The following is a 16,005-nucleotide window of genomic DNA, read 5'->3' on the forward strand; positions in this document are numbered from 1 at the left end:
ATCAATGAAAAGCAAAATTATTTGGATTGGACATATAGATAATGAGTAATAAACCTATTAAACACCCTGATTTTTATCAAGAACATGCAAACTATTATCCTCCAGAGCGGGAGGATGAAATTGATTTGTTTGAACTATTCTCTGTACTCTTCCAATCAAAATACTTGATTATTGCAGTATCTTTCGTCTTTGCAATTATTGGTTTTGGTATCGCATCATTTTTACCACAAAAATGGACCAGTACAGCGGCTGTAGTGAAACCGGGGCTGGAGGAGTTTCAGCCATTGAAAAATGCGTTAACGGATTTACATGTTCTGAACATAGATCCCAAAGTGACAGAAGAGTCACTGTATAAGCGGTTTATTGAAAATTATAACTCACGTGTATTACGTGAAGAATATTTGGTTAATACCGATTACTTCAAGACGTTGCTGGCTAAGAATCAAGATAATTCTGAGCAGGGAAAAAGAAAGCTTATCGAGGCAATTGTCAATAAAAACATTGAGATATATTTACCCAAGAAAGAAAAAGACGATGAAGTTATCGATGAAGCCAAACTTTCTTTCAGTGCTGGCAATGCAAAAGATGCCTACAATCTATTAAGTGGCTATATCAGATTCGTCTCTTCGGTGGTTCGTGCTCAAGTGAAGGAGGACCTGCGTGATATGGTTCATGGGAAACTGGAATATTCGCAAAAGCTTTATGCTATCGATTTGGAGCGTATCGCTAATATGCGCAGCGTCGGTATTGAGCGACTGAAGTATGCGATTTCTCTTGCTAATTCTGCGGGAATTAAAAAACCCGTATCGAATGGCGGAGCTATGATCAAGGATGATCCGGATTATTCGATTGCGCTGGGTTCTGATGCACTGCAACGTAAATTACAGATTACTGAAGAAATTACTGACCCAACTAAAATTGATGCAGACCTGCGTAACCGTCAGTTGTATATCAAAAATCTGGAAAAAGTGAATGTGAATACCGTTGATTTTGTGCCATTCAAGTTTATGGAGGAACCTTATGAGCCAACTTCAAAAGATTCACCTAAGCGTTTGCTGATTCTGATTGGCGCAGGCTTTATCGGATTTATTTTATCCATCATGTCTGTTCTGTTGCGCCATATGGTACGTAGTCGCCAGAAACAAGAAGCTTAATATTATCTATTATAGATAATGCTCTGATAGCTAACGTTTTGACAGCCAATGTTGTAATAACATTGGCTGTTTTCATTTGTTGTTGCCCTATTTTTTTGTTTTGCTCTGGTATTGTGGCGCACTGTATTATGCTAACATGCCGCATATTTTAGCTCTACCGCAACAATTAATTATGAAATTCCCCGGTAAACGTAAATCTAAACACTATTTTCCTGTCAGTTTAAGAGATCCTCTGCTCCAACCCATCAAAGAGATGATGGATACCGAAAATAATCAAGCCTACATTGTTGGTATTGACCAGACACTGGTTGATATTGAAGCCAAAGTTGATGAGGATTTTATCCAGCGTTATAACCTAAGCAAGGGACATTCGTTAGTCATTGAAGATGATGTAGCTGAGGCTCTCTACAACGAACTGACAGACAAGGATCTTATCAGCCACGAATTTGCAGGCGGCACCATCGGTAATACCCTGCATAACTATTCTGTGCTGGCTGATGATAAATCCGTCCTGCTTGGTGCGATGTGTAATAACATCCAAATAGGAAGTTATGCGTATTGTTATCTTTGTAATACATCCAGCCGTATGGATTTGAATCACCTCCAGGGGGTTGATGGCCCAATTGGCCGCTGTTTTACCTTAGTGACGGAAAATGGTGAAAGAACGTTTGCCATTAGTCCGGGGTTAATGAATCAGCTTCATCCAGAGAAGATCCCTGAACATATTATTGCGGAAGCGTCAGCTTTGGTGATCACTGCATATTTGGTGCGTTGTAAATCAGGTGAGCCAATGCCAGAAGCCACAATGAAAGCCATTGAATATGCGAAGAAGCATAACGTACCTGTTGTATTGACGTTAGGAACAAAATACGTCATTGCGGATGACCCACAATGGTGGCGCGATTTTCTGGCTGAAAATGTTTCTGTTGTGGCAATGAATGAAGAGGAAGCGTGTGAATTAACAGGTTTCAGTGATCCGCTACTAGCGGCTGACATGGCATTAAACTGGGTGGATTTGGTGTTATGTACCGCAGGGCCTGCTGGATTATATATGGCGGGTTATACGGAGGAAGAACACAAGCGCCAAACATTGCATCCTTTTCTGCCTGGTGCGATTGCAGAATTTAACCGTTATGAGTTCAGCCGGGTGATGCGTAAGGTGGATTGCCAAAACCCAATGCGGGTTTATTCCCATATTGAGCCTTATATGGGGGGACCTGAAAAAATCATGAATACTAATGGTGCTGGGGATGGCGCATTATCTGCATTACTGCATGATATCACGGCCAACAGCTACCATCGCATGAATGTACCGAATTCCAGTAAACATGCGCACTCTTATTTAACTTATTCTTCTTTGGCTCAGGTATGTAAATATGCTAACAGAGTCAGTTATCAGGTCTTAAGACAGCATTCTCCGCGTTTAACCAGAGGGTTACCGGAGAAAGAAGATAGTCTGGAAGAATCGTACTGGGAGCGTTGATTTTGCTGGCCTGAGAGATTGTCTTCACTGTTTTTATGGAAAGATCCCCACGTATGGGGATATTTCGTGGCTCGCAAGTTATATTGATGATGGCGTCTCTGACGAATGTAGTGATGGTGGCTCCATTGGACAACCCTCTTCATATTCGGGTAGCGATTCAGCCATTGCCCGTGCTATTTCATGTTCACCAATGATAATGTGACTAGTGCCACGCTCCGTAATGTAAGTGATTTCATCATCATAATGGGCACGGACAATGATATTAATATCGGGCCTGATTTCTCTGGCATTCGCAACAATTTCACCCGCTTCATAACCATTGGGGATTGTCAGGAATAACATATAAGCACAATCAAGCCGTGCCAGGGCCATGATCTCTTTATTGACGGCATTACCCATTATGGCACTGATACCCACTCCACCTAACTCTTCAAATCGGGTACGTGTATCTTCAATAACCACAACGGGGAAGTCTTTTTCTTGTAAACGCTGGCAAAGTTGACGACCCACCCGGCCATAACCCACCACAATGGCGTGACCACAAATATCAACAGGGATTTGAGTTTCCTCTTCCAACGTTTCTTCGAGTAATTGTTCTTCAATGGTTTCTGTTTTTTCCAGATAACGATCCAGTAAACTGAACAGAACAGGATTCAGCATGATTGAAATAATGGCACCAGCCAGTACAAGGTTACGGGCTTCGCCATCCAGGAATCCCAGCGTGACAGCAAGCCCGGCGAGAATAAAGGCAAATTCACCTATTTGGGCGAGGCTGGCAGAGATGGTCAGGGCTGTACGTCGTGAGTGGCCAAACATTTTGACCAATAGCATGGCAGCTAATGACTTGCCAATGATAATAATAGCAAGGGTTCCTATAATCGCCAGAGGCTGTTGGAGTAAGACCATAGGGTCAAACAGCATGCCAACAGAAACAAAGAAAAGAACTGCGAAAGCATCCCTTAACGGTAAAGTATCCTGCGCAGCCCGGTGGCTCAATTCTGACTCATTCAATACCATGCCAGCGAAGAATGCACCGAGGGCAAATGAAGCATCAAATAGTGTTACCGCACCGTAAGCAACCCCTAATGCAATGGCAAGTACAGCCAGCGTGAATAATTCACGCGAGCCTGTAGCAGCCGTTTTTGCCAGTAACCAGGGAATGACACGGCGGCCGACGAAGATCATCAACAAAATAAAGGCAATGACTTTGCCAACGGTAAGGAATATCTTCAATAGCAATTGGCCAATATTGGCGTTGTGGCTGTCCATAATTCCTGCTGCCGCAGGAAGTAAGACTAATGTCAGTACCATCGCCAGATCTTCAACAATTAACCAACCGATGGCAATTTGTCCTCTCTGACTATCAACGAGCTGTCGTTCTTCTAATGCCCTGAGCAATACCACTGTACTGGCGGTAGACAGGCAGAGACCAAATACAATACCGCTGAGTAACCCCCAACCGAGCAGCATTGATAATCCGGTACCCAATAAGGTTGCAACGGCAATTTGGGCGATAGCACCAGGAATGGCGATGGATTTGACGGCTAACAAATCTTTAAGTGAAAAATGTAGACCGACACCAAACATCAATAAGATCACGCCAATTTCTGAAAGTTCTGGAGCTAAAGAGGTATCGGCAACAAAACCAGGGGTAAAGGGACCCGCTAGCACACCGGCTACAAGGTATCCTACCAGAGGTGAGATTTTCAAACGTTGCGCAAGCATGCCAAGCAGATAGGCAAGAACAAAACCGCCAACAATGGTCGTGATAAGAGGTGTCGAATGCTCCATCAAGGCTCCTTCTGGGTAGCGAGTATAATAAATTGTATGGTTAGGTGAGGTAATAATTTATTTTATAAATAATTAAAGATAAGATTACAAAAAAACATATTGAATGCTAAAAGCAAGGGAAATCCACTTAAATACCATTTTAATGTAATTTAATGTATATATTGCCATTATTTACGCTTGTTTACAAAGAAAAATAGCGTAACAATTATGATGCTTACTCAGGATTTTACTTGGTTTTTTCAAGGTTTCTTTTCTATATTTGGCAATAACAGTGTAAAAATACCAAGAAGGGGTAGAAAAGCACAAATTTTGTAAACCAATTCTATGCTAGTCTTATCTGCGACATAGCCAAGTACGGCAGCTCCAATGCCACCCATTCCAAATGCCAGACCAAAGAACAAACCTGCTATCATACCTGTTTTACCGGGGATGAGTTCTTGGGCATAGACTAAAATTGCAGAAAATGCAGAGGCTAATATTATGCCAATAATGACCGTTAATATGCTTGTCCAGAACAAAGAAGTATAAGGTAACAGCAGGGTAAAAGGTGCAACGCCAAGAATTGAACCCCAAATGACATATTTCCGGCCTATCCTATCCCCAACGGGTCCTCCGATCAGAGTACCTGCCGCGACGGCAAATAAAAAGATAAATAGATGGATCTGGGCATTTTGTACGGATAAGCCAAATTTCTGCATCAGATAAAAGGTATAGTAGTTACTGATACTGGTTAGGTAAAAGTACTTGGAGAAAACCAGTAATAGAAGAATGGCAAAAGAATTTATAATGGTTTTTCTAGGCAGCGTTGGCAGGGAATGAGTACGAGAAGACAGGGGGAAAATAACCCGATGCTGCATCTTATACCATTGGCTGACTTGCAAGAGGATCACGATAGCCAGCAGTGCTGCTAGGGAAAACCAACTGATGTTTCCCTTGCCGTAAGGCGCAATAAAAATAGCAGCTAACAGTGGTCCCAATGAACTGCCTAAATTTCCCCCTACTTGAAATAAAGATTGGGCCAGTCCATGACGTCCACCCGAAGCCATGCGTGCGACTCGTGACGATTCTGGATGAAAAACGGATGACCCCGTACCGACCAATGCGGCAGCCATTAATATCATTGGAAAACTTTCCGCATAAGCTAATAGAAGCAAACCAGATAAGGTAAATCCCATACCGATAGGCAGTGAATAGGGTTGCGGATGTTTATCAGTATACAAACCGATAACAGGCTGCAATAAGGATGCGGTTACCTGATAGGTCAGAGTTATCATTCCGACCTGAACAAAACTGAGAGTAAATTCAGATTGCAGCAGTGGATAAATAGCCAGAATTAACGATTGAATCATATCATTCAGCATATGGGATAAGCTGATAGCCCCGAGAATTGAAAAAACTGTCCGCTGTGTTTTTGTTGGTGCAGTTGGAAAAGGATTTTTTTGACTTTTTTCACTCATATTTATTCGCTTATCGCTGTCATTATCAACAAAATTTGTAGGGTGAATTTTTAGGTTTGTTGAGTTGTTGTCTAATTTTTACACCATAATACATCTTAGATAATTAACAAACTTTTTATTGATACCTATATAATTTGACCGCAATATCAAAAAGGTGAAATCTTTTAAGCTGCGGTTTGAAAGGGATAAGCCACCACCATCATATAACTAATAAAGTTTTAAAATACATGGAGATATCCCATGAAATTATCGTTTAAAGCGTCAATTTGTGCCCTTGCAGTTTCGCTGTCACTGGCACCGTTAATTGCAAACGCCTGGGAAAAAGATAAAACCTATGACATTACCATCTTGCACACTAACGACCATCATGGTCATTTCTGGCATAACGATTATGGTGAGTATGGTTTGGCGGCTCAAAAAACGGTGGTAGATTCCATTCGTCAGGAAGTTGCCAAGAAAGGAGGCAGCGTATTGTTATTGTCAGGTGGTGACATTAACACCGGTGTCCCGGAATCAGATATGCAAGATGCGGAACCCGATTTTAAAGGCATGAATCTGGTGGGATACGATGCAATGGCATTGGGGAACCATGAATTTGATAAACCCTTAAATGTATTGTTTCAGCAACAAAAATGGGCAAACTTCCCCTTTCTCTCTGCCAATATTTACCAAACCAGCACAGGCAAGCGCCTGTTTAAGCCATATGTTATTTTTGATAAGCAAGGCGTGAAAATAGCGGTTCTTGGCCTGACAACCGATGACACCGCGAAAATCGGTAATCCGGCTAATTTTCCAGATGTTGAATTCCGTGTTCCAGCCGAAGAAGCCAAAAAAGTTATTGAAGAGCTGAAAAAGAGTGAAAAGCCGGACGTGATTATTGCGGCAACCCACATGGGGCACTATGACGATGGTCATCATGGCACGAATGCGCCGGGAGATGTTGAAATGGCACGTAGTTTGCCTGCGGGTTATTTGAATATGATTGTGGGAGGGCATTCACAAGATCCGGTGTGTATGTCTGCGGAGAATAAAAACGATAAACAAGTAGATTATGTTCCGGGTACACCTTGTTCTCCTGATCACCAAAATGGCACATGGATTGTTCAGGCTCACGAATGGGGGAAATATGTAGGTCGGGCTGATTTTCAATTCCGTAATGGTGAATTTAAGTTGGTTCATTATCAATTGATCCCTATTAACTTAAAGAAAAAAGTAACAAAAGAAGATGGCAGTACGGAGCGTGTTTACTATACCCATGAAATTAAGCAAAATCCTGAAATGCTTAAGTTGCTGACACCTTATGAAGACAAGGGCAGCCAGATCCTGAATGTGAAAGTAGGCTCAGTAGATAACAAATTAGAAGGTGATCGCAGTAAGGTGCGTTTCGTGCAAACGAATATGGCCCACCTTGTATTAGCTGCTCAGATGGAACGAACAAGCGCTGATTTTGCAGTGATGAGCGGTGGTGGAATTCGTGACTCGATTGAAGCAGGAGATATTACTTACAAGGATGTTATGAAAGTTCACCCATTTGCTAACCAAGTGGTTTATGTGGACTTCAAAGGTAGCGAAGTTTTGTCCTATTTGACGGCTGTTGCCAATATGGAAAAGGATTCTGGCGCTTATGGTCAGTTCTATAATGTGAGTTTCGTGAAGGATGGTAAGAATATCAGTGAGGTAAAAATCGGTGGTAAGCCATTAGATCCAAATAAAACTTACCGCATGGCAACGTTGAACTTTAATGCGATTGGCGGAGATGGTTATCCACGGATTGATAATTTGCCTGGTTATGTTGATACAGGGTTTGTTGATGCTGAAGTATTGAAACGATATATTGAAAAACATTCTCCATTAAAAGCTTCTGATTATGAACCGAAAGGTGAAATTGATATAAATAATAACAACTGATCAATATACCAATCCAACTTCAATATGCGTGTTATCTTTCCCCGCACAGCGGGGAAAGATAAGGCTTCGCGTCATCTGGCGGATTGCAATTTGAAGTTTATCGAGTATAGGAACGATTGAAATTGAATAATAATTTAATTATTAAATAGCAGCGTAATTAATGATTTTTGCACTGTGAGGAACGTGTATCGACATTATTGTTTATCACAAGTCCCTGTTTTGAAGAAAACAACGCCAGCTCGAAAAAATTCAGCGAGAATGGCAATAAATTTTCAAATTTTAGCAATATCAGCAAATGAACAATTAAGTAATTGGCATAAGTCTATGGGGGACAATTCAATATCTAAACCACGTTTACCACCAGAGATAAATAGGGTTGGCAAGGTTTGCGCCTGGCTGTCAATCACGGTAGGTAGACGTTTTTTCTGTCCCAACGGGCTAATGCCACCGACTAAATAACCCGTTACTTTTTGTGCCAGTTGAGGATCGGCCATCTCTGCCTTTTTAGCCCTGAAAACTTTAGCCACTTTTTTCAAATCGAGTTGCCCAGAGACCGGCGTCACGGCGACAGCAAGATTTTTAGGATCACCATTCAATGCGACCAACAGTGTTTTAAAAACCTGATTAGCATCTAAACCGAGTTTTTTCACCACTTCATCACCAAAATTATGTTCATTGACATCGTGGTCATAAGGATGAAGTTTGAAATTAATTTTTTGTTTTTCCAGCAAGATAACAGCGGGGGTCATATTTTTTCCTATAACGATCAGTTTATAACTGCTTATCCGTAATAATTAGTTTTCAGAATGAAACAGATGAAGTTGCTATGTTTGTGGTTTTGCCAGCATCTGTCGCAAGTTGTTCTCGCCGTGGAGGTGCAAAGCGCCTACTGTAACCAAATATTTTCCTGCGGGTAAACCATGTAACTGCTCACTCCATTGACGGTTGCGTTCAGCCATTAAGGTTTGATAAATCTCTTCGCAGAATGTCATGGGTATTACCTGATTCTGTTTCTCCGGTTTGTAATTCATCCACCAGCTAATCATAGTCTGTAAAGCGCGGGCATTAGTATGCCAATGGGTGATGGTATCTTCCAATAGTGAAATCCCACCGTTTGGTAAGTTGGTGAGAAGGTTTACTTGTGCATCAGTCCCTTCCAATTCGATAATGGGTTTATTGAGTGCTTTTGCACTGTTCAGTAATTGGCAATCGATACCATATTGAGGTTGTAACCCCAAATATTGGGCTTGGGCAGCCTGTAATATCAATGCGACTTGCCACGATGGCAATGGATCCAGCAACGTGACAGGATGTTGAATTTCTCGGCAATAGTGTTGCAAACAGGCAAAATGTTCGGGAGATAAACGTTGTGATAGTTCGATCTGTTCAGGAAATGTTTCCTTGAAAGGGGAATTAACCTGCGTGATATCTGCCTCGACAATCAGCGCATCCGCTTGCTCTAACTGTTCCAACAATACCTCAGAAAGTGGGGACATGTTTTTAGTACCCATATGAATGCTGCCAACAATATGTAATTGTTTATTATTATTTAAATTGATGTCAAAAGCCGGATAAGGGTAATGCCGTTGGGAATTGAATCCCAATACTTTACTGAAATAGGTCATTAATTTTCCCATATTGCATACTCCAATAGCTGGCATTGGGCGGTATGCTAACCGGTTAATCACCAACAAGAAAGAGGGAAAAGTGCGGGATGAAAAGCTAAACGAAATAGGTTCAGCTTTTCATGGGAAAAATAAAATTTCCTGAATATTAGGTCAGGATTTAGGCTTGAAGCGCAATAAGCGATTGGCATTACTAACAACAGTAATAGAAGATAATGCCATGGCCGCACCTGCAACGACAGGGTTTAGTAAAGTGCCAGTGAACGGGAATAAAATACCGGCTGCGATTGGAATACCCAATGTATTGTAGACAAAGGCACCAAATAGGTTTTGTTTCATATTACGCAATGTACCACGGGATAATTCAACTGCATCAGCAACCCCGTGCAGGCTATGGCGCATCAGGGTAATTGTTGCGGTTTCGATGGCGATATCACTACCGCTTCCCATTGCGATGCCGACATCCGCTTGCGCCAATGCTGGGGCGTCATTTATGCCATCGCCGACCATCGCCACTTTCCTGCCTTCTGATTGCAGTGACTGAATGGCTGCGGCTTTGCCATCAGGCAAAACTCCGGCAATCACCTGGTCAATACCCGCTTCTTGGGCGATAGCATTTGCTGTGGCGGGATTATCTCCTGTTAACATAACCAAACGATAGCCTTGGTGATGTAAACGTTGCAGGGCAGAAACAGTATCCTGCCGCAAGGGATCACGAATAGAAAACAGGGCAGCGATTTTGCCATTGGCTGACAGAATAACAGGTGTGATGCCTTTTTCTGCTTGTGCTGCAACTAATGGCTTTAATTCTGTGGTTTCAATCTGATGCTGCTCAAGCAATTTTGGGTTACCCAATAACAGCGTGACCTCTCCAATTTCTCCCTTAACACCCAGTCCTGCGAGGGTTCGGAATGTCTGTACTTCGGGTAATTTTTGCCCCTCAACTTGCAATAAAATAGCGTTTGCCAGAGGGTGACTTGAGCCATTTTCTAATGCACCGGCCCACAGTAATACTTGCTCTTCGGTAAAACCATTAAAGGTGTGGATCTCTGTGACTTGCGGCATACCTTCAGTTAAGGTGCCTGTTTTGTCAAAGACAATCGTATCCAGTTGACTGGCATGTTGCAGAGCATCAGCATCACGCACCAATACACCTAATTCGGCTGCCCGTCCTACCCCTGAGATGATGGACATGGGGGTTGCCAGCCCAAGTGCGCAGGGACAGGCGATAATCAAAACGGTTGTCATGATGACCAGCGCGTACATGATTTGTGGGGCAGGGCCGATAAAAAACCAAATCGTGCCGGCAATCAGGGCAATAGCAACAACAACAGGCACAAATATTGCAGATATTTTATCGGCCAACTGGCCGATTTCAGGTTTGCTGCTTTGTGCCTGACGAACAAGTTTAATAATGCGTGCCAGGGTTGTCTGGCTACCAACCGCATTGGCTTTAAACAGGACCGTACCATCTTGAACGACAGTGCCGGCATGGACGGTATCGCCCGTTATTTTCTGCTGAGGGATAGGCTCACCGGTCAGCATGGCTTCATCCAGCCAAACTGTACCCTGAGTAATTTCACCATCAACCGGAACGCGATCTCCTGTTGTCAGGCGCAGTATCATATTGGGCATTACATCAGCCAGTGGTACTGTTTTTTCACCTTCAGAGGTCACTACCCGCGCTGTTGGTGGAGTGAGATCCAATAATCGCTCAAGAGCCTTGGAAGAGCGTTGGCGGGCACGTTGTTCCAAGGCATGGCCGAGATTGACCAAACCAATGATCATGGCACTGGCTTCATAATAAAGATGGCGGGCCTGAGGTGGAAAAATGTCTGGCCACAAATTGACGCTCATTGAATAAAGCCACGCTACGCCAGTACCCAGAGCTACGAGGGTATCCATTGTCGCACTGCCATTTTTTAGACTTTGCCACGCATTACGATAAAAATGCCCGCCTGCAAATATCATTACAACCAGCGTCACCAAACCAATCGTTAGCCAAATGGTGTGGTTTGCTGGTGTGAGTATCATATTGTCGCCTATCATACCCCACACCATGACAGGCACCCCAACCACTAACGCAAGGGCCGATTGCCAGCGGAAGCGGCGCATATTAGCCTGCGCGATTTGTTGCTGACGCTCACGGCGTTCTGTTTCATCCTGAATGATTTCCGCACCATAACCGGCCTTGATGATGGCTTCAACTAAGGCATTTGGTGAAGCGTGGCCTGTGACCAATGCGCTTCTTTCCGCGAGATTGACTCTGGCATGTTCCACGCCATCAACGGATTGCAGGGCTTTTTGTACCTTGCTGACACAGCTTGCACAGCTCATGCCATCCAGCAGGAGCTGAATGCTGCCATCACCCCTCACATCATTTTTGTTGCTGTGCTCAACAGAAACGGTTTCTACCGGAGTCGAAGATATTGCCGCTGCCAAAGACTCCGGAGTCAGTGGAACATGTATTGCCAGCGGCTCAGGTTTTGGGCAATCGGATTCCGTGGCTAATTCAGCGTGATATCCGGCTTGTTCGACTGCATGAATTAAGGCACTGTTCTCTGCTTTACCATAGATTTTTGCGGTTTGGGTATCAACTTCTGTGGCGATAACACCTTCTACTGCTTCCAATGCCTTTTGTGTTTTATTTGCACATTTCATGCAGCTTAAACCTGACAGGCGCAATACAACATCGGGTCGGCTGGCAACCGTGGCTTGATAATCTTCGGCAACAATGGCGGCAATCAATTCATCAGGTGAAACATGACTGATAATTTTGGCATAATTGAGGTTCACATCCGTCAGCTCAACGCCGGGTATTTTTTCCAGCGCTTTTTTGACCCGGCCGACACAATGCATACAAGTCAGGCCTTGAAGTGCGAGAATGGTGGTTGTGGACATAACACTATCTCCTGATACAGAGTGATATACTTATCATTAAGGCTAAACCTTCCTGCAAGGGGAAGGTCAAGGGGAAATAATGAATATCAGTGAAATTGCCCGTAAGACCGGTTTAACCCGCAAAGCGATTCGGTTTTATGAAGAAAAAGATCTCATTACTGCACCGGAGCGGGGAGATAATGGCTATCGTCATTACCAGAAAAGGCACATTGACGAACTGATGCTTTTGCGTCAGGCGAAAGAGGTCGGATTTACGCTGGAGGAGTGTCGAGAATTGCTGCGATTATTGCGCAATCCTCACCGTCACAGTGCCGATGTCAAAATGGCGACCCTGCAAAAAGTGGCGGAAATAGAAAAAACGGTGGTGGAATTGCAAAAGATAAAGGAAAAATTACTGGTATTGGTGGCTGAATGCCCGGGAAATGATGGGGCGGATTGTCCCATCATTGAGCATTTATCTGGCTGCTGTCAGCATCACGGATGATGGGAAACCGGTTTCACTTTTAATGTGATCCCGTCAACGGCGATGACTTCAATTTCGCTATTGGCCGGAAGTTCTCGGTCACAGTGAACGCGCCAACTGCCATCGGCCAGTTTGATTCGCCCAAAACCGTTTTCGGTATCCGTGATTAAACGGGTCCGCATGCCAATCAATTGGTGGTTCTTCTGATTGAGCGTCTTATCACTGGCCTGACGTGGGCGATGGCGTAGCCAGCTACGCCAGGCAATAACAGAAAGCAAGGTCAAGACAGCAAACAGAGTACCTTGCCATTCCCAGTCCATATTAGGGAAAATCCATGTGATCAGGGCAACAACCACGGCTGCGGTTCCTGTCCACAACAGATATCCCCCCGTTCCCAGCAATTCCGCAATCAGAAGCAGGCCACCGAAACAGAGCCAGAACCAGGCTGGTTGAGCGGCGATCTGTTCAATCATAACAATTATCCTGTATGGTTATTTATCCTGTTTGCTCTTCTTGCTTTCGGAAATTAATTCGGCAATACCACCAATGGCGCCCATTAAATTGCTGGCTTCCAGTGGCATCATAATCACTTTGCTGTTATTTGAGGCACCAATGTTGGTGAGGGCATCGGTATATTTTTGGGCAACAAAGTAGTTAATTGCCTGCATATCACCATTAGCGATAGCGTCAGAAACCATTTTGGTTGCACGCGCTTCTGCTTCGGCGGCTCGTTCACGAGCTTCCGCTTGCAGGAAGGCTGACTGGCGTTCACCCTCTGCTTTCAGGATTTGCGACTGTTTTTCCCCTTCCGCTTTCAAAATGGCGGCCTGACGAATACCTTCCGCCTCAAGAATATCTGCACGTTTGGTACGTTCTGCTTTCATTTGGGCGTTCATCGCGGAGATCAACTCCTTAGGTGGACGCACATCGCGGATCTCAATCCGCGTGATTTTGACACCCCACGGGTTAGTCGCTTCATCGACGATTGCCAGCAATCGGCTGTTGATGGAATCGCGTTGGGACAGCATTTCATCCAGTTCCATTGAACCCAGCACGGTACGGAAGTTCGTCATGGTCAGGTTGATGATGGACAGTTCCAGATTGCTGACTTCATAGGCAGCACGTACAGGATCGACGACCTGAATAAAGCAGACGGCATCAATAGTGACATTGGCATTATCACGAGAAATAACTTCCTGCGATGGGATATCCAGAACCTGTTCCATCATATTGATTCTACGGCCGATACGATCAACAAATGGCATGATAATGTGCAGGCCTGGTGTTAATGTACGGGTATAACGTCCAAAGCGCTCAACTGTCCACTGATAGCCTTGTGGAACGGTTTTGACACAGGTAAAGACGATAGCAACCGCAATAACGATTAAAATCGGTACAGCACCAAAAGAGAGTAGATCCATAACAATTCCCTTACTTAGCTAATTATGGAATATATAAATTTTCTTTACTTAATGGAGTAAAGAGTATACATGACGACGGTATTTAGATGCCAGAGTATCTCCAGTGCCCAGTGCAGAAAGAATATCCATCATCGTCTTTTTCACTGCACCCTCGGCAGCAGAAAGATCCTTTTTCAGAAAACTAAGTAGTAATTCCAGAGCCTCTTCATTACGGCCAACGTCGTGTAATTTGGCCGCCAGTTGTACGGCTAATTCTGCATTCTCTGATTGCATTGCCAACGCTTGTTGTAGTTGCCGAATCTCAGGGGAATCAGCTGCCTCTTGTTGGGACTTAAGGTACTCAAGTAACTCATTATAGTGTTCATCTTGGGCTTCTGATGGCACGGTATCCAGTATTTTTTGGGCCTCTTCAAGATGATTGAGTGAAAGGTTCACTTGGGCTAGCAATAAGGTAATCTCTGTATCTTGCGGATTTTCCTGATGGATTTCTTTGAGTAAAAGCAGTGCCTCCTGCTCTTTACCTTCTGCAAGTAGTTCGTCAACTTGCTCTAATGGTGATTTTGCCATTTGAGGGAGGAAAGTGGCAAAAATCTTTCTGATGGCTTCATCTGTCTGGATACCTTCAAAACCCTGAACAGGGCGAGCTTCTTTTACGAACAGTACGGTAGGTAAGCTACGCACACCAAATTGTGCAGCGATATGGAAAAGTTGGTCGCAATTAACTTTAGCCAGGGCAAATTGCCCGGCATATTCATGGGCTATTTTATCAAGCGTGGTTTCTAATTCATGGCAATGTAGGTCCTGTGGAGACCAGAAGTAGAATACGACAAGCTGGGTGAGAGAGTGCTGAACAACCTGGGTAATATTCGATTCATCAATATTAATGATATGGGCAGTATTATTGTTTGTATTCACGGTTGGTTCCATGGGATTTTTCTCTGAGTCGTTGTAAGGTGATTACATGAATAAATAAGACTTGTTTGTCTGTTTTTCAATGTCTATTTACTTTGCCAGCGCAAGATTCTATCGAGCCATCGCTCAGGGAGTAGACGGCGCATCATTTTTACTGCATGAGTCAATAACGTAACCGAATAGCGTAATTTCGGGTTGGCGCTTTCCAGCGCATGAATCAGTTTAGAGACGACATCCTCAGGCATCAACGTAAAACGACGAACAAGGCCTGGATTCTCAACCGGATGATCCTGCTGTGTTTGGTTGATATTGTGCGTAAAACGGGTATGAATTGGGCCAGGTTCTATCAGGCTGACCTTAATGTCGGTTTTAGCCAATTCGCCCCGTAAGGCATCCGACCAGGCTTCAAGAGCATATTTACTGGCAGCATATGCGCCACGACCTGGTGTCGAAATCAATCCCATTACAGAACTGGTCTGAACAATCCGTCCTGCGCCGTAAGCGCGTATAGCGGGCAATAACAGGCACGTCAGTTGGTGGGCGCCAAAGAAATTGGTGGAAAACTGTTTTTCCATCTGTTCGCGGGAGATACTTTCCAATGGACCGTAAACACCAAATCCCCCGTTATTGAATAGCCCGAACAGACGACCGTTGGTTAATTCGATTACTTTCCTGGCGGCGCACTCTACGCTTTCTTTATCATCTAAATCCAATTCGATGGGTTCGAACCCCAATTCACGCATATGGGCCAAATCAGAGGGTTTGCGGCAAGCTGCGAGTACGCGGTAACCACGTTGGTGGAGGGTTTTGGCCGCGATTAACCCAATCCCGCTAGAACACCCAGTAATAAAAATGGCTTTTTGCATAACTTTACTTGTTTACCTGCATCA

At 44.0% G+C, this 16,005-nt stretch carries 13 protein-coding genes; 4 read left to right on the forward strand and 9 right to left on the reverse strand.

Annotation, left to right across the window (positions count from 1 at the left end; all coding sequences use genetic code 11):
* The first annotated feature begins 41 nt into the window (after positions 1-41).
* Positions 42-1,154 (forward strand): LPS O-antigen length regulator Wzz(fepE), encoded by a 1,113-nt coding sequence (gene wzz(fepE), locus PXH59_RS19765; RefSeq protein ID WP_285809852.1) that lies wholly within the window; start codon positions 42-44, stop codon positions 1,152-1,154.
* A 172-nt stretch (positions 1,155-1,326) separates the two neighbouring features.
* Positions 1,327-2,637: an inosine/guanosine kinase gene (locus tag PXH59_RS19770; protein WP_285809854.1), complete on the forward strand. Its 1,311-nt coding sequence runs from the start codon at positions 1,327-1,329 to the stop codon at positions 2,635-2,637.
* A gap of 78 nt (positions 2,638-2,715) precedes the next feature.
* Here the strand turns inward: PXH59_RS19770 and ybaL are convergent, their stop codons facing one another.
* Together ybaL and PXH59_RS19780 are read right to left on the reverse strand one after the other, a co-directional pair.
* A complete protein-coding gene (gene ybaL, locus PXH59_RS19775; RefSeq protein WP_285809856.1) occupies positions 2,716-4,428 on the reverse strand; it encodes a YbaL family putative K(+) efflux transporter in 1,713 nt (570 codons plus the stop codon).
* A gap of 239 nt (positions 4,429-4,667) precedes the next feature.
* Positions 4,668-5,885 (reverse strand): MFS transporter, encoded by a 1,218-nt coding sequence (locus PXH59_RS19780; RefSeq protein WP_285809858.1) that lies wholly within the window; start codon positions 5,883-5,885, stop codon positions 4,668-4,670.
* Positions 5,886-6,125: 240 nt separating this feature from the next.
* Here PXH59_RS19780 and ushA point away from each other — a divergent pair, with 240 nt between their 5' ends.
* Positions 6,126-7,793, forward strand: a complete 1,668-nt coding sequence (gene ushA, locus PXH59_RS19785; RefSeq protein ID WP_285809860.1) for a bifunctional UDP-sugar hydrolase/5'-nucleotidase UshA — start codon at positions 6,126-6,128, stop codon at positions 7,791-7,793.
* Positions 7,794-8,065: 272 nt separating this feature from the next.
* On the opposite strand, the gene ybaK is transcribed toward ushA, so the two are convergent.
* From ybaK to copA, 3 genes are all read right to left on the reverse strand, one after another.
* Positions 8,066-8,542, reverse strand: coding sequence for a Cys-tRNA(Pro)/Cys-tRNA(Cys) deacylase YbaK (gene ybaK, locus PXH59_RS19790; protein ID WP_047766776.1), 477 nt, complete (start codon positions 8,540-8,542; stop codon positions 8,066-8,068).
* Positions 8,543-8,617: 75 nt separating this feature from the next.
* A complete protein-coding gene (locus PXH59_RS19795) occupies positions 8,618-9,430 on the reverse strand; it encodes a TraB/GumN family protein (RefSeq protein ID WP_285809861.1) in 813 nt (270 codons plus the stop codon).
* Positions 9,431-9,571: 141 nt separating this feature from the next.
* On the reverse strand, positions 9,572-12,319 hold the full coding sequence (gene copA, locus PXH59_RS19800) for a copper-exporting P-type ATPase CopA (protein ID WP_285809863.1): 2,748 nt from the start codon (positions 12,317-12,319) through the stop codon (positions 9,572-9,574).
* 79 nt (positions 12,320-12,398) lie between these two features.
* Here copA and cueR point away from each other — a divergent pair, with 79 nt between their 5' ends.
* A complete protein-coding gene (gene cueR, locus PXH59_RS19805; RefSeq protein WP_285809864.1) occupies positions 12,399-12,803 on the forward strand; it encodes a Cu(I)-responsive transcriptional regulator in 405 nt (134 codons plus the stop codon).
* Here cueR and PXH59_RS19810 read toward each other — a convergent pair.
* From PXH59_RS19810 to PXH59_RS19825, 4 genes are all read right to left on the reverse strand, one after another.
* Positions 12,794-13,255, reverse strand: coding sequence for an NfeD family protein (locus tag PXH59_RS19810; protein WP_285809865.1), 462 nt, complete (start codon positions 13,253-13,255; stop codon positions 12,794-12,796). The genes cueR and PXH59_RS19810 overlap by 10 nt on opposite strands.
* Before the next feature lie 18 nt (positions 13,256-13,273).
* Entirely contained in the window at positions 13,274-14,203 is a 930-nt protein-coding gene (locus tag PXH59_RS19815) for an SPFH domain-containing protein (RefSeq protein WP_285809866.1), read from the reverse strand.
* 48 nt (positions 14,204-14,251) lie between these two features.
* A complete protein-coding gene (locus tag PXH59_RS19820; protein ID WP_047766770.1) occupies positions 14,252-15,130 on the reverse strand; it encodes a thioredoxin family protein in 879 nt (292 codons plus the stop codon).
* A gap of 71 nt (positions 15,131-15,201) precedes the next feature.
* Complete coding sequence (locus tag PXH59_RS19825; RefSeq protein ID WP_285809867.1) at positions 15,202-15,981, reverse strand: SDR family oxidoreductase; 780 nt, start codon at positions 15,979-15,981, stop codon at positions 15,202-15,204.
* Between the last annotated feature and the right edge of the window lie 24 nt (positions 15,982-16,005).

It is taken from the genome of Xenorhabdus bakwenae (assembly GCF_030272115.1).
Lineage (GTDB): Bacteria > Pseudomonadota > Gammaproteobacteria > Enterobacterales > Enterobacteriaceae > Xenorhabdus > Xenorhabdus bakwenae.